The following is a 19,828-nucleotide window of genomic DNA, read 5'->3' as shown; positions in this document are numbered from 1 at the left end:
AAAGCCTGGGTCTCACATTACCCGAAACAGGGAATCATTTGTAAATTAGGTGGGTTTATTATCCATACAAGGCGCTCAAGAGGGAAAATTTACAGTTGGCTGTTTTCACTCCGTTCAACATTTTAGCCAACTACAAATTTCCCCTCAGCGGGGCGTTATATCTCTACAAGTCGAATGTACATTTCAATTATTTTTAAGGATGCATAAATTGTTACCAAAGTTATTTTTACCAAATCAAGATGGTTCAGGATCAAAAGTTGAAATTGTTCACAATGGCTCAGCAGTTATTGTTGGTGCGAATGGTGCAGGAAAAAGTCGATTAGGTGCATGGATAGAGAAAAATACTGACACAAATATTGTAGTTCATCGTATCTCTGCACAGCGAGCGTTGGATGTACCTGAGTATGCGACGGTTAAATCTTTAGAACAATCTTTGAATGATCTTCTTTGGGGTAATGAAAATTCTCAGTATGCAAGTAACAACTATAAATGGAATCACAAGTGGGGTGGTCGCCCAGAAACATTTATGCAACAAGATTATGGAAAGGTTTTGTCTACTTTATTTGCAACTACAGCTGAAAGAGATAGAAAGCATTCAGAAGAAACCCGCATAAAGCAAGAATATATACCTGTAGAAGACGCCCCAATAGATGTGCTAACAAATCTATGGGATGAAGTTCTTCCTCATAGAGAAATTGTACTTCGTGACGGCAAAGTTAAAGTAATAGATAAAACTAATGGTACTGAATATCACGGTAAGGAAATGAGTGATGGTGAGCGCGTAGCCCTATATTTAATGGGGCAGTGTCTTGTTGCACCTGCGGGCTCAATATTCATTGTTGATGAACCGGAAATTCATTTACATACTTCAATCATGCAGTCTTTGTGGAATAAACTAGAAGAAGCAAAGCCGGACTGTTTATTTGTTTATATTACTCATGATTTAGGGTTTGCTTCAACAAGGGTAAGCTCAACAAACATATGGGTGAAAGAGTTTGATGGTCAAAGCACTTGGCAATGGGATTATGTACCTGACGTCGAAGATTTTCCTGAAAGCTTATTACTTGAATTAATGGGTAACAGGCGAACTGTTATTTTTGTAGAAGGTGAGAAAGGTGGTAAGGACCACGCTATATACCAATCAATATTTAGGAATCATAATGTTGTTCCAAGAAATGGCTGCCAAAAAGTCATTGACTCAGTAAAATCTATGTCAATGAATCAATCTTTTCACCACATAAATGTATTTGGGATTATTGATCGAGACTATAGAACTGACTATGAAATTGAAGGGTTAAAAATACTAGGTGTTTTTGCTATAGATGTTGCTGAAATTGAAAATATCCTTCTTAATGAGTCAACGCTCAGGATTGTTTCTGAAAACCAACACTTAGATCCTAACGACGTTGTAAAAAAATCCCTAGATATAGCAAAGAATATGCTCCAAAAAGATTTGGAACGCCAAATATCACTTCGTACCTGCTGTGCTATTGAGAACCAACTTAGCCGAATTAATAATAAGTCTGAAGGCTTAGATGCTATTAAGAAAACAGTAGCTGAGACTCTTGATAATATTGATATAGACGCAACGTACAACTTAAATTCTGAGTTATATCAAAGATTGGTAGAAGGTAATGACTTGGATGAGATCTTGAAATATTTTAATAACAAGGGCTTATTATCAAGTATATGTTCGGCATTTGAATTAGGGAAAAATGGTTACGAAAAGCTAGTGTTGAGAATGTTGAATTCAGATAAAAGAGAAGAGATATTAGCTGGTTTACGTAGTTACGTACCCGAGATATAACAAGTCGTTTAAAAGGACAAAAAACAGTTGGCTTTTGCTCCTTCGTCGCTAATTTTAGCCAACAATTTTTTGCCTCTTAACGAGGCGTTATGTTTTCCGTTAATTAACTAGTTTTGAGTATATGAATAAAAAAATATTAGCTGTAATCATACTCATAGTATGTATTAGTTCTCTGGTTCCAATATCCTACGTTGTAAACTTTGGGCATATGGATATCTCTAGTAAACCTGAAATATGGGGGGCTTTTGGTGATTTTATTGGTGGCATATTAAACCCTTTTCTGAGTTTTGCCGCTTTCATTAGTGTTCTGATCACCGTTTTTATGCAACAAGCTCAATTAAAACAAAACGAAAAACAGCTAGAAATGACAAGGTCTGAACTTACACTTTCCACCGAAGAGTTGAAACGTAGCGCGGATGCACAAAACATACAAATAGAGACTGCCAAGTTACAAAACTTTGAATCAACATTTTTTAACTTGTTGAACCGATTTGAATCTCAAGTTGCTCATTTAATTCGGGTATATATTGCAGAAGACGTTGGAAAAGACTCAAATGTACCGAGTAAATTTGAATTAGACAGAGACACTAGGTATTGTGGTTTTGAACATCTTCGGTATGAACTGTATAAATATCAAGAATATTATAGTTCTGAACAGTATGGCGGAGAAGATCCAGAAAGGTGTGATTCAAAAAAATCTTATGATGGTATAAGCAATCAAGGGCACCATTGTATTGTCTTAAATTCCTATTTCATGCATTTTAAATTCATTATAGATTTTATAGAGGAAAGTGATATTTCTGATAAAAGGAAATATTATCGCGTATTGTTTTCTGAATTAACTAATGGAGAGTTAATCTTTGTATTTTATCAGGTTTTATACGGTACAGCTTTAGTCGAACTGAAGGTGGAAATTGAGAAGTATAGTCTTTTTGAATACATAGGCTATAGAGGGTTAATTGATAATGCATTCGACCTAAGTAAGTATAATATGACTGCTTACGGGAACAACAAAGCTATAAAAACCAATATGGAGTATTACTTTAAAGAGAAATCTAACAAGAATTTAAAGCGGGACTCCTAACAGTTTGCTCGGTTTCGCTTCGCTGCACATTTTAGCAAACTATTATCAGCGCCTTAAATGGGCGTTAGCTAGCTTAATCACAATTACTATCAATTTACATGGAGTTTTAAAATATGAGTATTAGAAATAATATTGAAGAATATATAGCTTTATACGCACCTAATGGATTTGAAACTACTACAGAAGAAAAATCTGATTTTACATATTATTTATCATGGCCGGAGCAAACTAATCTACCTCAAGTTACAATTGTACTCGATTCTATTTATGAACGTGAACTAGAATGTGAGACTGATGATAGACGAGCAGAAACCTTAGGTAGAGTTAGTTCTTATTTGAAAGAGTTATTTATTAACTTCAATTCAGATGCGGAAGAAACAATGAGTTCGTTAGTATGGAATTTGAAAACGGTTGCAGTTCCACCAGCTAGCTAGCAAGGCATTAAAGCAGTAATTTAGTCGGGTCAGAGTAAACATTCAGCTATGACTCAAAAATAGCCAACATACGTTGGCTATTTTTTATTTAAACGTCAGTCTCAATCACTAAACACCAGCGAATCCAATACACCCATGCCGCTGTGGACGCCGCCTTCGGTGGTTCGGGCTGATTTACTTCTAATCAAATATCCGGCGTAAGCTTGTTTATGATTATTCTCGTCTGCAATCGCCGCTTCGCCGTTTATATGTACGGTGAACATGCCGATTTCGCTGATAAGGTCGTCGATTTTTTGTAGCTCACCTTTGCGAACAGTTAATGCGGTTGTTGCCCGTGCTATTGGGTGCAATCTACGCATGAGTGACCAGGCTTGATATTCGTGGGGCTGTAATGCGGCTAGTTTTGGCAAAATGTCATCGCCAAATATACAGTGGCCGCCGCCTTCGCCTTGGTTTTTAAGTACCCAGTCATTATTACTGCTGTTTGCCACGATAGCGGCGCTGTCTTTGCTGACCGCGAGCATGTCACCGAGTAACTCCTTAACGGTATTTGCCTCGTCAAGTGTTAAGCCAAAACGGGTAAGGGCTGCAGGCTCCATAGAAGATAATAACATTTGTACCCGTTTGCTGGTTGCCAGTTGTTGGCTTACTGTAGCGTTAACAGCAACCCGGTGTTTTTCAATGAAGATGCGGGTTTGCATTAATGCATCACAGCACACACGGCTGATGATGTCATTGGCGTGGTAGTCGCAATATTGGTAGCCTGCGCGTAAATATACAGTGTCGATTGCGCCTACGCCGTCGAGTAATAGTCTATGGTTATCGCCAGTTTTAAGTTTGCCATGTAACTCCCTAAACGTACGTCTAATGGTTCGAATGCCTTTGGCTTGCAGTGCATGCTCTAACAGATGCTGATCGTAAACGTTGTCTTCACCTGCTTGCACAACCATCAAGAAGGTTGGTGCGTTGGCTGAGTTATCAATTGGGGCTAGAACGCTTGTGTCCGGTTTGACAGCTGCAAACTCGGCGTTAATTTTAAATGTCGCCTTGGCAATGCCTTGAGCCAAGTTTTCTAGCGCTTTGTTGGCAACTAATTTTCCCGTTGCTGGTGTTGACCATTCACTGAAGGCTTCAGGGGCTTGTAACTGCAAGAAATTATGTAGCTCGTGTACTCGTTGGCCAAATGGCCCCATACCTGCCGCAATACCGTTAAACTCAATTAGTTTTGGGCCTAAATTAGCATCATCCATAAAGTCACTACGCATAATGAGTAGCGGTAAGCGTTTAGCGCTTTGCGCCGCTTGCTGATTAGTTTGCTGAATGGGTTGCTGATTAGTTTGGTGAATCGCCTGGTGCATCTCTAATAATGCATTAAAGAAAGGATCGCCTTTGGTGATCGGCTCGATCGCTTGGCTAAGGAACTCACTGTCTTCAGATGCAAAATGTACTAACTTGCCGAGTAGACCTACCGATGCAGTTAGCTTTTGGTAGCGCGCGACAGTGATAGGCGTAGGCGTTAAGCTAAAAGCAGTGTGTACGGCAGAGTAGGGCGTGGTCTTTAGCGCCATTCCATGAGTTAACGCCCACTCGATGGCGTCTTGCGCAGCTTGTTTGCTTGTGTCGTTAATCATGATGTCACCCTTATTTGCTGTATTAATTTGAGCTTTGTTTTAAACATTTCTGTTATTTTCGAAATATAGGTCTGTGGCCGAGTATTGTCAATTTATATTTCGAATAAAGCCGAATTAAAGAAGGTGAACAACAGCCAACTTGTATTGCTAAATGGACGATTAATGTTCTAGTGTCTATATAAGCTATAGCTAGTTTAGTTTTGCAGTATAAACTCATTGATAATGAACCGGAGATATTCAGATGAAAAACACCTCAGTTGTTGCGTTAACGGCTATATCCGCCTGTATATTGAGTTTTGCACTGCCCGCAAAGCTTGCTTTTGCTGATCACCATCAAGACTGCAGTACTATGGTTGGCTGTGACAAAAAGCGTTGTGAGATCTCAAAGCAAATCGTTATGGCAAAGGCGCATGGTAATACGCATAAGGTATCGGGTTTAGAAACAGCACTTCAAAATGTCGAAGCGAATTGCACTAACGATGGATTAAAACAAGATTTAACAGCTGAAATAGCCGATGTAAAACAACAAATAGATAAATATGAAGCTGATTTAAAAGAAGCTGAAGAAGAGAGTAATTTAGATAAAACCTATAAATACCAGCAAAAGCTATTGAGTGAAAATACTAAGCTCAAGCAACTTGAGCAAGAACTGGCAAGCCTGCAAGCGATTCCATAAATACTCATACTGCTAGAACAGCCTGTTAGAAAACTGGCGAAGCCCCTTATTAGCAAGGGCCTCGCCTTAGTTTAATACTTACAAATGAGTCTTAAGAAGACTAATTTTAAGTCTTATCTTGCTGCTCTATAAAGTCTTGAAACTCGATTTCATATAAGCGGGCTAACACGAGTGTTACCGCAAAGATAATTGGACCATAAATTAATCCTATAAGGCCGAAAAGTTGTAGACCGCCTAGGAGTGAGAAAAACAGTAACAATGTACTCATGCCGGTATTGCCTTGCATTAGCCAAGGTCGCAAGAAGTTATCGATAGAACCAATTACCAGTATGCCCCACGCCATTAAAAACAGCGCCCATTGCCAGTCGCCAGTGATGAAAAGGTAGATTGAGGCGGGAAGCCAGATCATCGCGGTGCCGACAAACGGAATGAAAGAGGCGAATGCCATCATACTGCCCCAAAATAGCCCTGAAAACCCAGCCATAGCCATGGCGATGCCGCCCAAAGCTCCTTGTGCTAACGCCGTTAAAAATGCACCGAAAACGGCAGACTTTGCTACCATTTTTACCTCATCAAACAGTAACTCTTCTTGTGAACGTGATAATGGAATGATGTGTCTAACACCTGCAATAATCTTTTCTTGATCTCGTAAGAAGAAAAACAGCACAAATAGCATTAATGAAAATGATAAAACTGTATCGGCAACATCGCCGAGTAAACCAGTACTGGCGGTTAAAAAGCTACTGCTTAGTTGTGTCACTTTTACCGCTGCTTGCTGCACGAGTTCATCTATTTTAATGGTGTCGAAAGGCAGCCATTTATTTAATAGGCTAACACCACTTTGAATATAGGGGTGGGCAAGAAAGTCTTTAGCACCGCCATCGGTAAGCCATTGGTAGGCATTACTCATAAAGTTAATGCCTTCGTTCATAATCGCAATGGCTACGAACAGCAATGGTATTAACACCATCACGGTGACAGATGTACAAGAAACCACAGAGGCCATATTTGGGCTATTAGGTAGATGTTGTTGCACCCTAATATGAAACGGCATGACTAAGATGGCGACAATAAACGCAAGTACGATAGCGCCTAAATAGGGGGATACCAGCAAATAACATGCATAACACGCAATCGCCAAAGCGAGCAGTAATATGGCGTGGCGCGGCTTTAGCTTAAAACTGTCCATTAAAAGGAACTCCAAGCACTTTGGGTAAGTGATTTAATTAGGGCCTGATTTTACTTTAAGTCTTTTATCTTAAGCCTTTTATTTTGGGCGATAAAAGCGACTTAATACTGAAATAATCTTGTTAAGGTGGTTAAAGGTTAAGAACAAGGTTAACTATAGTCAATGCTAACAATAACTTCTGTGATTGATCTTTGTCTAACGCTGGTTTTATTTAGTGGTTTGCTTATTAATAATTTGCTGCGTCATAATCTGTCGCAAGATAGTATTATGCTGTCTGCACTGCAAAATATGAGAACTTTTGATGCAAACCAATATTCAACGCCAGATTGCTATGCTTGAGCTGATCCCGCGTCACCCAAGACGAATAACCGCCAACGATATTACTGAGAAGTTAAACAATCGCGATTTTGATATTGGCCTAAGAACAGTGCAGCGTGAGCTGAAAGCCATGCATGATATGGGGCTGTTTGGATTGGTGATGGATGATAGATGTAAGCCCTTTGGCTGGTCTATTGCTGCTTGTTGGCGTGGCATTAATTTAACCTTGATGGATCAGCATGTGGCATTGGCGTTTCATACATTACAGCACAGCGCTAATCAGTTACTGCCACCACAAAGCGTTAAGCAGCTAAAGCCTTATTTTGAAAAAGCAGATCAAGTTCTTGGTAGTGATCCCGATAACCCTTGGTTGTATTGGGCGTGCCGAGTGGCTCAGTTACCCGAGCCGCTGCCCATTACCTTTGATGAGCCCGATCCCAAAGCACTGGAAACAGTGCAGCAAGCGCTGCTTGACCATCAACAAATCGGCTGCCAAATTCAACGAGTGATTAAAGGTAAAAATTATTGGATTGACTACCGACCTATTAATCCTGAGGGAATAAAAATAAGTGGTGGTGTGGTGTTACTGGCCTTTACCTTAGGTAACACTCATTCTAGACGCTACGCGAAACCCATACACATGTTGCGTAATATCGAACTGCTAGACACTAAAGCGGTGATGCGCAGCGATTTTGATATTGCACGAGTGGGTAATGTTCACTCTGAAAGCACAATCGATATCGAGTTGTTATTTGAGCCTTCAGCGAGCTTTATATTGCGCAATGCTAAATTGAGCGACAATCAAACACTAGAGCGCCGTGTCGATGGTCGCTATTTAGTTAAAGCGAACGTCATGGATACGCCAAAATTAAGAGAGTTCCTTTGGAGTATGGCTGACAGCGTTGAAGTGATTGCCCCGGTTAAGCTACGCGCGCATTTTTGTAAACTCAGCAGTAAAGTTATTAATAAATATCAAACTGCTACGTCGGAGGTTGTCGCAGAGCAGGTTTAGTCTTATCGATACAAATTTTTGTTATGTATTGAGGATAACTGCCGATGTTTGAATTACTAACCCCCAATGAGCAGACGCCGCGTATTACCGTATTTGGCGTAGGCGGCTGTGGATGTAATACCATTAATCAACTTAGCCAATCTGCCATCGCAGACAATGTTCAGCTGGTGGCAGTTAATACCGATGCCCAATCATTAAAGCTTTCACTGTGCAGCACTCGCTTACAGATAGGCCAGCAAGTGACTAAAGGTTTGGGCGCGGGGGCAAGGCCGGAAAAGGGTTATGAAGCGGCTAAAGAGTCTGATACTGAAATTCGAGATTTGATTGAGCAGGCTGATGTGGTGTTTATCACCGGGGGTATGGGCGGCGGAACAGGCACTGGTGCGATTCCGTTTATGGCATCTGTTGCAGCAGAGCTAAATAAGCCATTGGTCGCCGTAGTCACGACGCCATTTAGCATTGAGGGCCACCAGCGCAGTAAAATAGCCAAAGCCGGAATAGATGAGCTAATGCAGCAAGCGGATGCGGTAATCGTGCTGCCAAACGATAAATTGCTTGAGGCGTTAGATAAGAAAATCAGTTTAGTGAATGCTTTTTATCAAAGTAATCGTATTTTACAAGATGTGCTTCAGGGCTTAACCACAACCATTAGCCAGTCGGGTTTAATCAATATCGACCTCAATGATTTTGTCGAGGTGATTAGCCATCATGGCCGCGCGGCGATGGGCGTGGCCAAGCAGATGCAAGGCGATGATTTACAACTGACCATCAATAATGCCCTTAAAAATCCGCTGCTAGAACAGATTGATTTAACTAAAGCTAAAGGCGCTATTGTCAGTGTAATGGCTACTGAACAAATTGAGCTAAGCCAATATAACTGTATTGGCGCGACGTTGCAGCAACAGCTCGATCCTGACGCATTAGTGATTATCGGGTTAACCATAGTGCCAGAGCTAGATTGTGAACTTGAGCTAATGGTGATTGCTACGGGGATAAGTGATGAACCGCTTGATAAGGTGGTTAAACCTGATGGTGCTCATATCCAAATAAACAGTATGGTTGAGGATGAAACACTTAATAACGATCGTCAAAAAGAGTTAGCCAAGCCTGTTACTGTTAGTAAAGAACGTTTCGATACATCGGAGCTACTTAATCTGCATGATTTTTTAAAAGAGAGATCAGCAAGGGCAATTAGCGTACCTGAGGAGGAATTAGACATTCCGACTTATACTCGTAAGCAGAACTGTTAATAGGGCCGTTGGCATTAAAAGGCTTTCTAGCGCTTTAAAATGAGCTATTGAACTCTTTACAATCTCTAAAACAAGATAACCCCTTGCGGGGTTATCAATATGACTTGTGATAAGCGTTACACCGGTTTAATCCAATACTTATCTGAGGCCTTCCCTAATTCCTTGTCTAGGAGTCTAGGAATTCGATTTAGATCTTAGTCTACTTTTACAAATGTACTTTCACGAGCGAACTTGATTGCGTCTTCACATAGTACAACTTGCTGCTCTTTATTAGCAGCTTGGAACTTAGTCATATAAGCATCTAGTGCTTGGCTGGTTTCTTTGCTCATGATCATCTCTTCGATACCAGCTGTTCTATGAGACATCATAGACTGACCTACGATTTGACCTTCAATTTGCATATCGTGCTCGGCATAAAAAGAGGTGCAAATCATTAGACTTGCCATGCCAACAGCGGTATCAGTATCTAGGTTTTCAGCGCTAGCGGTGCCTGCGAATAAACAACTTACAAGACCTGCAACGAGTAATTTTTTCATTTTGGTGAACCCTTTTTTCATTTCACTTATGGAAGCGTTATCTAGATGATATTTGGTAGCATTTCTATTAATTTGAGGTGCTACTTTAGATGGCTAGAGGCTAGCATGTACTTATTATGGGGTATGTGATGGCAAGCCCCATTTTATCGGGTTCGGGTCATTTTTGTGTGGTTAATCACAGTCGTTGTGTACTTTTCATAAGTGAAAAAACCTAAAAACGCTTGTAGCTAATAATCGATTGGTTTTTACCGTATTTTTTTTGCGCACTCGTGTTTTGATTTGGTTTTTTAAGGCGCTTGTTGCTATTGAGTCACAGCGTTAATTGGTAGTATGGCGTTTTTGTCGGATGGGGTTATTGATGGAGCTTAGGCGACATTCTGTTGAGTTTGGATTTTTACAAGGCGTGGTATTTTGTAATAGCGCTCACTTGTGTAAACAAGGCTTAACCGTTAATGGCAAGCTATATGCTTATCCGGCGATGGATCAAACCGTTGAAGTCAGGCGAGGTTGGTTCACTAAAACCTTAGTCTGGGGCAATCACCGCTTTAGCTTTTTTCATTTTACCAACAGCAGACCGCTATTTAGTCTGGCACTCAATAATCGTCTTGCGGCTAATCGCGCTCAATTACAAGTGAGTTTTGATGATTTGCTGGTGGATATTGAGGCTTTTAATCATCATTTTGCTAAACATCAGCGTTATTTACGAGGCTCTGACATTAAGCTGTTTGAGCAAGCTTATGCTGCCAGTTTTGAGCAGTTCTCATTAGAGCCGCATTTTTCTACCCTTGGTTTTGCAACCGACAAATTTAATTGCCGCTTAGCCAAATTTATTAAGCAGCCACAGCTATTCGCCGATAAATATAACCAATGGTGGCAAACTCAACAGTTAACCGCTCACGCTGGCTTATTTGACTCCCTTGAAGCGCATCCGTTAACTAAGCTGCAGCGTCAAGCCTGTGTGATTGATGAAAACAATACCTTGGTCATCGCTGGGGCCGGTACCGGCAAAACTAGCACTATGGCAGCAAAGGCGGCTTATTTAGTTAAGCAAGGGCTAGCCAAGCCCGAAGAGATTTTAATGCTGGCATACGGTAAGGATGCCCGAGTTGAACTCGAACAACGGACTAAAGCGGTATTTGAAGCTGTATTTGAGCAGTCCTTTGAAACGGAGCCCACAAACGGAAATGACAGCGGTGTAAAAGACTGCGGTGTAAAAATTAGTACTTTTCATGCAATCGGCAAAGAGATCATTGAGAACTTCTCTAATGGCATAGCGCCAAATACAACACATCAGCCTATGCGAGTGTCAGTGCTTGCCAGTGATGAGAAGCAGTTTACCCAATTTATCGATAAGCTGATTGATAGCATTGTTGCTGATCCTAAAATGGCCGATCCCGTCGCCGAGTATTTTGGGCGCTTTTTGTATCCGCAGGTTAATGAACTGGCTTTTAAGTCGGAAGGTCAATACCATGCTTACCTTAAAAATAACGAGATCAGAGCGCTTTCAGGTGACTTAGTTAAAAGCTTTCAAGAGCTTAAGATCTGCAATTACCTTTATACCCACGGGATTGAGTTTGAGTATGAGCCTCACTATCGTGCTCAAGCTAACGAAAATACCAGCATAAGTGTTACTGAGCCTGGTAAGGGCGCTTATCAACCTGACTTTTATATACCTAAACTGGATGCGTATCTCGAGCACTTTGGCATTGATAAAAAGGGCAATACTCGCCCTGATATTGATAAAGAGGCATATAACCAAAGCCGAGAATGGAAGATTGCGCTACATCAACAGCATGATACTTGTTTACTGCAGACGTTTAGTTGGCAGGCTAATATCGGTGAACTAGAGCAAAACTTAGAAGCGCAGTTATGTCAGCGGTGTGATGATCTTGGACTGCCCCAAAGTGAACTATTTAAGCCAATAGCACCGCAAGCAGTATTTGAGCAAGTTAAGGCCTTAGGCGTATACCGTAATGTAAGCCGCTTGATGGCAAGCTTTGTGGGTTTGTTTAAATCGTCGGGGCTGACAGTCGCTAAGTTAAATGCGACTAAATTTAACTCGGCGCTAAAGAGTGTAGCAGTTGCGCCTGGTATAGATGATATCAAGCCGACCGCCAACACTAAGACGGCCGTTAAACAACATAATCTTTATAACCAGCTAAGATGGAAGGCATTTTTGCACTTGTTTAGTTGGGTTATTGAGCGCTATGAAGCTTATCTGGTTGAGAACAACACCATTGATTTCTCTGACATGATCAGCAAAGCACTTAATATTGCTAAGAGTAAGGCGTTTCATCAAAAAACGGGTAATCATTTTCGATATAAATACATCATGGTTGATGAGTTTCAAGATATCTCAAGCGAACGGGCACAACTGGTAAAGACCTTGCGAAATGCAAATCCTGGCTGCGCATTATTTTGTGTCGGTGATGATTGGCAGGCAATTTATCGTTTCGCCGGCAGCGATCTTAACTTAACCACAGAGTTTGAGCGTACTTTTGGCACCACGCAAACAATTAGCTTAGATAAAACCTTTAGATTTAATGACCAGATTGAAAAAGTCGCTTCTCGCTTTATTCAAGCAAACCCTGCCCAGTTAACCAAACAGCTTACCACCCATAGTAAGAGTGATAACCCTCAAGTGTGTTTGCTTATCGATACTAAGCAAGCGGCATTGGAGCAGGCTTTTGCAAGCATTGTTGGCCAGAGTAACAATCACCAAGCAAGTGTTATGCTGATAAGTCGTTTTAAAACTAGTTTGAAGGACTTAGATGTTTGGCGCCAGCGTTACCCGCAATTAGCCATTTCAGCAATGTCGGCCCATGCATCTAAGGGTAAGCAAGCAGACTATGTGATAGTGCTGGATGTAAACGATGACAAGTATGGCTTCCCTAGTAAGATAGCGAACGACCCGATTTTAGAAGTATTGCTACCTAAGCTGGACTCATTTAAAGACGCTGAAGAGCGACGCTTATTTTATGTAGCGTTATCTCGCGCCAAGCAAACGGTATTTGTGCAAGCTGAAGTGGGTAAAGAATCAAGCTTTATTAAGGAGTTACGCGGTTACGGCGACGATGTTCGGCTTAACTTGAGTGAAATCGATAACCAGTATCATGATTCAGCGTCTTGCCCTGAGTGTAACGATGGCAAGCTTATCCCGCGGCAAGGTCCCTATGGTCTGTTTTATACCTGCTCACTAGGCAAGGATTATTGCGATACTAAGGTTGACGCTTGTCCTGCGTGTAAAAGCGGCCCTATGTTACCTAACCAAACTCATTATATTTGTGGCTCAGAAAACTGTGGCCATCAACAGCAGATTTGTCCTCAATGTTTAACCGGTAAACTTGTGCAGCGCACTAATGCTAAAAGTGGAAAATTATTTTTAGCTTGTAGTCAGCACAAAAGAGGCGATGCGACTTGTTGTCAGTACACATGTGATCTTGTCAGTGATAAACAAAGTACCGCAGCCTAGCTTTTTATGAATGAATAGTTGGGTCAAAAAAATTGATGGTAGATTTAACTTTCCTGTTGAAAGGCGGATATCCTAATGACGAAATCGAGTCCAGGTGATTGCTAGATTACCGTTGTTGCTTTGTTTTTTGATATCATTTTCCGATGATTATTTTTGATGTTTAAATGTTATTGTAGAAGTTTGAGGTGTTACCCATGAGCGCATTTACCAGTTGGCTTGAGTCTAAAAGACTTAAAGAGCAAGTCACCAATCCTAATATTGAGGTAGGTGAGTACTCTTATTATTCTGGGTTTTATCATGGCAAGTCTTTTGAAGATCAAGCTGTTCGCTACCTTCTCGGAGACAGCTCGACCATAGATGTATGGGAGGCTGACGTTTTTGGTGAAGTCGATAAGCTAATAATCGGTAAGTTTTGCTCAATCGCATCTGGTGCTTGTTTTATGCTAGCGGGTAATCAGGGGCATAGACTCGATTGGATCTCGACTTATCCATTTCCTGTAGAAGAGTTTGGCGGGGGAGTGAAGAGTGGTTTTGAGCGCGCAGGCAATACGGTTATCGGTAATGACGTATGGATTGGCTCCGAGGCAATGATTATGCCGGGCGTTACCATTGGCGATGGCGCAGTGATTGGGGCGAGGGCGGTGATCTCAAAAGATGTTGCGCCATACTCCGTGGTGGTTGGTAGCAACAAATTGGTTAAGCAGCGTTTTGATGATGCAGCGGTTGCCCTGTTGCTAAGCATGAAATGGTGGGATTGGCCGCTTGATAAACTAAAAGGGGCGATGTCATTAATGTGTAGTGCTGATATAGACGGTTTATATCAATATCATTTAGCTAATAAATAGCCTTAGTTAATGCTAAATATAACGGCGTTACAGCACATACAAAAATGGCGCTCACCATAAAGGTAGCGCCATTTTCTGATTAAGCGTAAGCGTTAAGTTACTTCTTCGCTTCGTTCTCTGCTTGGCTTGCCATGTACTCATTGAAGGTACCTTGGAAGTTAACCAGTTTTTTGTCTTTTACGTCGATAATACGTGTAGCGAGTGATGATACAAACTCACGGTCATGGCTTACGAATACCAATGTGCCTTGGTACACTTTAAGCGCATTGTTTAGTGCTTCAATGGCTTCCATATCCATGTGGTTCGTTGGCTCATCCATAACAAGCACGTTGATGTCCATCATCATTAACTTGCCGAATAACAGACGGTTTTTCTCACCACCAGAACAATTACGTGCTTTTTTGTTGATGTCATCTTCAGTAAACAACAAACGGCCAAGCATGCCACGTACCATTAGGTCGTTATGCTTTGGTAAGCGCCACTGTGACATCCAATCAAATAGAGTCATGTCATTATCAAAGTCTTTGCTGCTGTCCTGTGGGCAATAGCCGATAGACGCGTTTTCAGACCATTTGATTACACCTTGCTTGTTTTGTAATTCATTTACCAAACAACGTAAGAAGGTTGATTTACCAACACCGTTCTCACCAATAACAGCAAGTTTTGCACCTGCCTCAAGGATCAACTCACCACCTTCGAATAGCATTTCGCCATCAAAACCGTGGCCTACATCTTCTAGGATAAGCGCCTGACGATGCATTTTCTTGCCATCTTCAAAACGTAACGATGGTGTCATACGGCTTGATGATTTAACTTCGTCTAGACTGATTTTTTCTAGCTTCTTAGCGCGTGAACTTGCTTGTTTCGCTTTAGATGCGTTTGCACCGAAACGGTTAACGAAGTCTTGTAGTTCAGTCATTTCAGCGCTTTTCTTAGCATTACCAGCTAATAGCTGCTCTTGAATTAGTGCTGCGGCTTCCATGAAGTACTCGTAGTTACCCGGGTAAATACGTAGCTCACCGTAGTCGATGTCAGCCATATGGGTACAAACAGTATTCAAGAAGTGTCTGTCGTGCGAAATGATGATCATTGTGCACTTACGCTTGTTAAGCTCTTCGGCCAACCAGTTAATGGTGTGAATGTCCAAGTTGTTGGTTGGTTCGTCAAGTAGCAGAATATCAGGGTTTGAGAACAATGCTTGTGCTAGAAGTACACGCAGTTTCTTACCTGGAGCCACTTGGCTCATTAGGCCAAAATGCAACTCTTCTTCAACACCAGCTTCAAGTAGAATTTCACCCGCACGGCTTTCAGCGCTGTAACCGTCCATTTCTGCAAACTCGCTTTCAAGTTCACCGACGTACATGCCATCTTCTTCACTCATTTCTGGTAGTGAATAGATGCGCTCGCGCTCTTGTTTAACTTCCCACAGTCTTGCATCACCTTGAATAACAGCATCAATGACGCTGAATTCTTCAAATGCGAATTGGTTCTGGCTCAAAGTACCGACTTTTTGACCCGGGGTAATTGAAACGTTACCTGACGTAGGAGCAAGCTCACCACTTAAGATCTTCATGAAGGTGGATTTACCACAACCATTTGCGCCGATTAAGCCGTAGCGATTGCCGTTACCGAACTTAGCGGAAATGTTTTCGAATAATGGCTCTGGGCCAAACTGCATCGTAATATTTGCGGTAGAAATCAAAAGAGTATCCTGAGTGAATAATATAAAGTGAAAGCCAAAGACGCTAACAGGTTAGCAAGGCTAATCCTGTTCGAGAGGCAAAACAGCCGCGGATTATACAGAGGTAGGTGCTTAGATGTCGAGCAATCATGTATTGCAAAGCCTGATATTTATAGTGTTTGAGCTGGCTTTTATCAATAAATGCGCACGGAGTACGAATTGATTGGGTGATAAGGGCTTTTTCTTGTTATTATTAAGACATTGTTTTGACCAGCGCTATGATTGGTCTTCAGTATTTATTAAATGGTTATCATTATAATAGGTGCTTGCGCTTTATATATTACCTGCGATATTTGGACACCCCATGATTGAACATCAACAGAACAACCCGCTTCACGGCTTAAAACTTGAAACCATGCTAACTGAGCTTGTGAAGTTTTATGACTATAAAGTACTTTATGCTGCCCTTAGATTGGCATGCTTTAATTTAAATCCAAATATGGATGCATGTGTAAAGTTTTTGAAAAAGACTGAGTGGGCGCGGGAACGTGTAGAAGCGTTTTACCTGTACCGTTTTAAGCGTATGCCAAAAGGCAATGAAGACCAAATGGCACTTAAACCACGCGAGCGTGGTTATGCTGATGGTATTGTGCCGCGTAAACCAGAAAAGTTAACTGTGGAGTTGGTTGCAGAAATGCGCACTAAAGCTATGGAAAACTATAAAGAAATGAAGAAAAACGGGTCGCGTCCACGCTTCGGTAAAGACAAACCTAAAGCTCAAGATTCATATGCACAAAACCGTCGTAGTGGCGCTAAACGCCCTGCAGTATCACAAGATCCTACAAACCCTTGGGGTAAGTAAGCCAGACTGACGTAAATATCATTTTTAAGCTTGTCCGCGACTGCGGGAATAATAGAATGATAGAAATAAAAGGATCCGTAAGGATCCTTTTTTGTTTCTCCTATTGCATGGTTTAGCCCAAACTTAAGGTCTAATTATCACTATGCGTTTTATGCATAGTGTTGTTTCTATTTATTCATTTGTTTCATTCTCTACAAATCAGTAGCATGCGCTTCCTTTTAAGTAACCTTGTATAGTAATGCGCTCTCAATCCATATCTGCACAGCTGATCCGTATGACCACTGCGTTAGTACTGACTTTGATTTTAGTTAATTCTTACCCACCATTACTCAATGCCTTTAGTGATAACGGCGCTGAGGTCGGCTGCCACCAAATACCGAAACAACCTCTATCCGCTCAGCCTGTTGTTAGTACTAAAACTGGGGGACATCATTAATGAGTATATTTCGCTTCCCGCTGTTAGTTTGGTTAGGCATTGGTATATTGATTTTAAGTTTAGGGATCCGCCAATCGTTCGGGATCTTTATGACGCCGATATCAGTTAGCTTTGAGCAAGGTCGAGAGTTTTTTAGCTTAGCGATTGCGTTACAAAATTTGCTATTTGGCATGTTTCAGCCTTTTGTCGGTATGGCTGCCGATAGATATGGCTCAAAGCGGATCATTATGTTTGGTTCACTGGTGTATGGTGTTGGGCTCTTATTAACCTCCCTTTCTACAACTACCGATATGTTTTATCTATCAATTAGTATGTTGATAGGTTTGGGTTTAAGTGCAACAAGTTATGTGGTGGTGCTTGGCGCTGTGGCGAAAGTTGTGCCATCGGAGCATACAGCAAAGGCATTTGGTTTAACTACGGCTGCAGGCTCTTTTGGCATGTTTGCAGTGATCCCTGGTGCGCAAAGCTTATTAACCCACTTTGATTGGCAAACCGCACTGCAAGTTTTTGCGCTGCTTTGCTGCATTATGTTTGCGTTTGCCTCTTTTATGAAAACCACTAAGAGCGAAAGTAATAGTCAAGAGCTAGCCGATGAGCAGACGTTGGGGCAGGCTTTAAGGCAAGCAGCGATGAATCGTAACTATTGGTTAATCCATATGGGGTTCTTTGTATGTGGTTTTCACGTTATGTTTATTGCCACACATCTACCTAGCTACCTTGCTGATAAGCACTTAGATGCTTCTACTGCAGCACTAGCCTTGGCCTATGTTGGTATATTTAATATTTTTGGTTCTTATTTTTGGGGCGTAATGGGTGACAGGTATAGCAAGCGATATGTGATGAGTGCGCTTTACTTCGTAAGAACGGCAGTTATTGCTGCGTTTGTGACTTTGCCTGTGACCGACAACACTGCAGCATTGTTTGGTGCAGCAATTGGTTTTTGTTGGTTAGGGACTGTACCTCTCACATCTGGTCTAGTTAGGCAGATCTTTGGTGCTCGTTATCTTTCGACACTTTATGGGCTAGTGTTCTTTACGCACCAAGTTGGGAGTTTTTTAGGGGCTTGGGTTGGTGGGCGTATATATGACTATTATGGTAGTTACGATCCTATTTGGTGGTCTACGGTGGTGCTAGCGTTTATAGCAGCTTTATTACATCTACCAATTGATGACCGCCCTTTATTTACTTTCAATAAGCCTGAGCCATTAAGTCTTGATCCCAGACTTGCTCCTATAGCGACTGTAATCGATTTGCCTAAGCAAGCTTAATCTGTATTGTTTAAAACTAAGCACTAGTTGAGTCATCAATTGGATGGCTCTTTCTCTACGATGGACTCAGTCGTATTAAATGCTTTTACGTCATGCGAGATTTGATAGCTGTAAATTAGCCTAACAATTTCCGTTTTAGATTCAAGTTGAGTTGGTAAACTTAAATACCAATTAAATGTATGGCTTCTATATTGCGTTCAATTTACTTCATTTAGTCTAATGAGTGATGTGTGCGAGTTCGAAGGCATGATGGCAAGTGGTAGAGTGTTCGAAAAGCGTTCGATATAATGAGGCAATTTTAGTGGCTGATATCTATAACATGACTAATTTGAGTCATGTTTATGTTTGCATGCTGCTTTTACCGAGTCGTAAAACAATAAAAGCTGCTTAAAAACTGGGTTAAAACATTCTTGTTTGTAATTGTTTTACTTATAAAATGCCGAAAATGCTTAAACACCACTCAAGTTGACTAGCAAATCACCGCTTAACATCTATTTGTGTTTTTTTACTTGCAACGAAAGCGCTATCGCCATACTATAGCGCTCGTTCCAAGGCAACAGCCAAACGGACAGCAAGAACATAGTCGCGGGATGGAGCAGTTTGGTAGCTCGTCGGGCTCATAACCCGAAGGTCGTTGGTTCAAATCCAGCTCCCGCAACCAGTTCTTAAACGATACAACCGTAGCTCAGTTGGTTAGAGCACTACCTTGACATGGTAGGGGTCGGTGGTTCGAATCCACTCGGTTGTACCAATTCTTTTATAGAAGAATTCAAAAATCTATAATCCTGTCGCGGGATGGAGCAGTTTGGTAGCTCGTCGGGCTCATAACCCGAAGGTCGTTGGTTCAAATCCAGCTCCCGCAACCAATACAACCGTAGCTCAGTTGGTTAGAGCACTACCTTGACATGGTAGGGGTCGGTGGTTCGAATCCACTCGGTTGTACCAATTCTTTTGTAGAAGAATCCAAAAATCTATTATTTAACGCTAGTTGGAGAAGCTATGTAGGCTGCTCGAACTGAGTTGTTATTGCGGACGCGGGATGGAGCAGTATAAAAGCTACTCGGACTCAACTCTTTATAAAAGATAGGCGAAGGTCGTTGCCAAGCTTTTGTAAAAAGCAATCCAGTTTACGTGATAGATTCTTTTATAGCAGAATCAAAACAGTTATTAGCGTCAATACGGACGCGGGATGGAGCAGTTTGGTAGCTCGTCGGGCTCATAACCCGAAGGTCGTTGGTTCAAATCCAGCTCCCGCAACCAATTCTTTTACTAAAAAAATGGCGTGATATGTAGGCCAGCGAAAGCTGGTTTTTTTGTACCTAAAATG

The 19,828-nt window shown here is 41.5% G+C and carries 15 protein-coding genes and 5 tRNA genes; 16 read left to right on the top strand and 4 right to left on the bottom strand.

The window, feature by feature from the left end:
• The first annotated feature begins 49 nt into the window (after positions 1-49).
• From AB4298_RS03065 to AB4298_RS03055, 3 genes are all read left to right on the top strand, one after another.
• Positions 50-1,807: a DUF4435 domain-containing protein gene (locus AB4298_RS03065; protein WP_371985707.1), complete on the top strand. Its 1,758-nt coding sequence runs from the start codon at positions 50-52 to the stop codon at positions 1,805-1,807.
• 208 nt (positions 1,808-2,015) lie between these two features.
• Positions 2,016-2,891: a putative phage abortive infection protein gene (locus AB4298_RS03060; RefSeq protein WP_371985706.1), complete on the top strand. Its 876-nt coding sequence runs from the start codon at positions 2,016-2,018 to the stop codon at positions 2,889-2,891.
• A gap of 113 nt (positions 2,892-3,004) precedes the next feature.
• Positions 3,005-3,325 carry a hypothetical protein gene (locus tag AB4298_RS03055; RefSeq protein WP_371985705.1) on the top strand — a complete coding sequence of 107 codons (321 nt, stop codon included), beginning with the start codon at positions 3,005-3,007 and terminating at the stop codon, positions 3,323-3,325.
• Positions 3,326-3,426: 101 nt separating this feature from the next.
• Here the strand turns inward: AB4298_RS03055 and AB4298_RS03050 are convergent, their stop codons facing one another.
• Entirely contained in the window at positions 3,427-4,956 is a 1,530-nt protein-coding gene (locus AB4298_RS03050) for a glutathione synthase (RefSeq protein ID WP_371985704.1), read from the bottom strand.
• Between the two features lie 241 nt (positions 4,957-5,197).
• On the opposite strand from AB4298_RS03050, the gene AB4298_RS03045 reads away from it, so the two are divergent.
• Positions 5,198-5,632 carry a DUF1090 domain-containing protein gene (locus tag AB4298_RS03045; RefSeq protein WP_371985703.1) on the top strand — a complete coding sequence of 145 codons (435 nt, stop codon included), beginning with the start codon at positions 5,198-5,200 and terminating at the stop codon, positions 5,630-5,632.
• Positions 5,633-5,738: 106 nt separating this feature from the next.
• On the opposite strand, the gene AB4298_RS03040 is transcribed toward AB4298_RS03045, so the two are convergent.
• Entirely contained in the window at positions 5,739-6,821 is a 1,083-nt protein-coding gene (locus tag AB4298_RS03040; protein WP_371985702.1) for an AI-2E family transporter, read from the bottom strand.
• A gap of 301 nt (positions 6,822-7,122) precedes the next feature.
• On the opposite strand from AB4298_RS03040, the gene AB4298_RS03035 reads away from it, so the two are divergent.
• Together AB4298_RS03035 and ftsZ are read left to right on the top strand one after the other, a co-directional pair.
• Positions 7,123-8,151, top strand: coding sequence for a helix-turn-helix transcriptional regulator (locus AB4298_RS03035; RefSeq protein ID WP_371985701.1), 1,029 nt, complete (start codon positions 7,123-7,125; stop codon positions 8,149-8,151).
• Positions 8,152-8,195: 44 nt separating this feature from the next.
• On the top strand, positions 8,196-9,401 hold the full coding sequence (gene ftsZ / locus AB4298_RS03030; protein ID WP_371985700.1) for a cell division protein FtsZ: 1,206 nt from the start codon (positions 8,196-8,198) through the stop codon (positions 9,399-9,401).
• A gap of 194 nt (positions 9,402-9,595) precedes the next feature.
• On the opposite strand, the gene AB4298_RS03025 is transcribed toward ftsZ, so the two are convergent.
• Positions 9,596-9,937 carry a hypothetical protein gene (locus AB4298_RS03025; RefSeq protein WP_248998534.1) on the bottom strand — a complete coding sequence of 114 codons (342 nt, stop codon included), beginning with the start codon at positions 9,935-9,937 and terminating at the stop codon, positions 9,596-9,598.
• A gap of 346 nt (positions 9,938-10,283) precedes the next feature.
• On the opposite strand from AB4298_RS03025, the gene AB4298_RS03020 reads away from it, so the two are divergent.
• The gene (locus tag AB4298_RS03020; protein WP_371985699.1) at positions 10,284-13,409 is read left to right on the top strand and encodes a UvrD-helicase domain-containing protein; all 3,126 of its coding nucleotides are present in this window, start codon (positions 10,284-10,286) and stop codon (positions 13,407-13,409) included.
• A gap of 194 nt (positions 13,410-13,603) precedes the next feature.
• The gene (locus AB4298_RS03015) at positions 13,604-14,254 is read left to right on the top strand and encodes a CatB-related O-acetyltransferase (protein ID WP_371985698.1); all 651 of its coding nucleotides are present in this window, start codon (positions 13,604-13,606) and stop codon (positions 14,252-14,254) included.
• A 97-nt stretch (positions 14,255-14,351) separates the two neighbouring features.
• Here AB4298_RS03015 and AB4298_RS03010 read toward each other — a convergent pair whose 3' ends face one another.
• Positions 14,352-15,956: an ABC-F family ATPase gene (locus AB4298_RS03010; protein WP_248998537.1), complete on the bottom strand. Its 1,605-nt coding sequence runs from the start codon at positions 15,954-15,956 to the stop codon at positions 14,352-14,354.
• A gap of 343 nt (positions 15,957-16,299) precedes the next feature.
• On the opposite strand from AB4298_RS03010, the gene AB4298_RS03005 reads away from it, so the two are divergent.
• The 8 genes from AB4298_RS03005 (at position 16,300) to AB4298_RS02970 (ending at position 19,761) form a co-directional block, all read left to right on the top strand.
• Positions 16,300-16,797: a VF530 family protein gene (locus tag AB4298_RS03005; protein WP_371985697.1), complete on the top strand. Its 498-nt coding sequence runs from the start codon at positions 16,300-16,302 to the stop codon at positions 16,795-16,797.
• 238 nt (positions 16,798-17,035) lie between these two features.
• Positions 17,036-17,233 (top strand): hypothetical protein, encoded by a 198-nt coding sequence (locus AB4298_RS03000; protein WP_248998539.1) that lies wholly within the window; start codon positions 17,036-17,038, stop codon positions 17,231-17,233.
• The gene (locus tag AB4298_RS02995) at positions 17,233-18,501 is read left to right on the top strand and encodes an MFS transporter (RefSeq protein WP_371985696.1); all 1,269 of its coding nucleotides are present in this window, start codon (positions 17,233-17,235) and stop codon (positions 18,499-18,501) included. The genes AB4298_RS03000 and AB4298_RS02995 overlap by 1 nt, the downstream gene beginning before the upstream one ends.
• Before the next feature lie 584 nt (positions 18,502-19,085).
• Positions 19,086-19,162 (top strand) — tRNA-Met (locus AB4298_RS02990).
• 13 nt (positions 19,163-19,175) lie between these two features.
• A tRNA-Val gene (locus AB4298_RS02985) sits at positions 19,176-19,252 on the top strand.
• Positions 19,253-19,290: 38 nt separating this feature from the next.
• Positions 19,291-19,367: transfer RNA gene (locus AB4298_RS02980), tRNA-Met, on the top strand.
• A 2-nt stretch (positions 19,368-19,369) separates the two neighbouring features.
• Positions 19,370-19,446: transfer RNA gene (locus AB4298_RS02975), tRNA-Val, on the top strand.
• A 238-nt stretch (positions 19,447-19,684) separates the two neighbouring features.
• Positions 19,685-19,761: transfer RNA gene (locus tag AB4298_RS02970), tRNA-Met, on the top strand.
• Positions 19,762-19,828 lie beyond the last annotated feature (67 nt).

It is taken from the genome of Shewanella sp. 10N.261.52.F9 (assembly GCF_041471165.1).
GTDB lineage: Bacteria > Pseudomonadota > Gammaproteobacteria > Enterobacterales > Shewanellaceae > Shewanella > Shewanella marinintestina.
This window is presented reverse-complemented; position numbering and strand designations above follow the sequence as displayed.

Coding starts and splice junctions, on each gene's coding strand:
- AB4298_RS03060 (WP_371985706.1), top strand. CDS start 2,016: ATGGATATCTCTAGTAAACCTGAAATATGGGGGGCTTTTGGTGATTTT.
- AB4298_RS03055 (WP_371985705.1), top strand. CDS start 3,005: ATGAGTATTAGAAATAATATTGAAGAATATATAGCTTTATACGCACCT.
- AB4298_RS03050 (WP_371985704.1), bottom strand. CDS start 4,956: ATGATTAACGACACAAGCAAACAAGCTGCGCAAGACGCCATCGAGTGG.
- AB4298_RS03045 (WP_371985703.1), top strand. CDS start 5,198: ATGAAAAACACCTCAGTTGTTGCGTTAACGGCTATATCCGCCTGTATA.
- AB4298_RS03040 (WP_371985702.1), bottom strand. CDS start 6,821: ATGGACAGTTTTAAGCTAAAGCCGCGCCACGCCATATTACTGCTCGCT.
- AB4298_RS03035 (WP_371985701.1), top strand. CDS start 7,123: ATGCAAACCAATATTCAACGCCAGATTGCTATGCTTGAGCTGATCCCG.
- ftsZ (WP_371985700.1), top strand. CDS start 8,196: ATGTTTGAATTACTAACCCCCAATGAGCAGACGCCGCGTATTACCGTA.
- AB4298_RS03025 (WP_248998534.1), bottom strand. CDS start 9,937: ATGAAAAAATTACTCGTTGCAGGTCTTGTAAGTTGTTTATTCGCAGGC.
- AB4298_RS03020 (WP_371985699.1), top strand. CDS start 10,284: ATGGGGTTATTGATGGAGCTTAGGCGACATTCTGTTGAGTTTGGATTT.
- AB4298_RS03015 (WP_371985698.1), top strand. CDS start 13,604: ATGAGCGCATTTACCAGTTGGCTTGAGTCTAAAAGACTTAAAGAGCAA.
- AB4298_RS03005 (WP_371985697.1), top strand. CDS start 16,300: ATGATTGAACATCAACAGAACAACCCGCTTCACGGCTTAAAACTTGAA.
- AB4298_RS03000 (WP_248998539.1), top strand. CDS start 17,036: ATGCGCTCTCAATCCATATCTGCACAGCTGATCCGTATGACCACTGCG.
- AB4298_RS02995 (WP_371985696.1), top strand. CDS start 17,233: ATGAGTATATTTCGCTTCCCGCTGTTAGTTTGGTTAGGCATTGGTATA.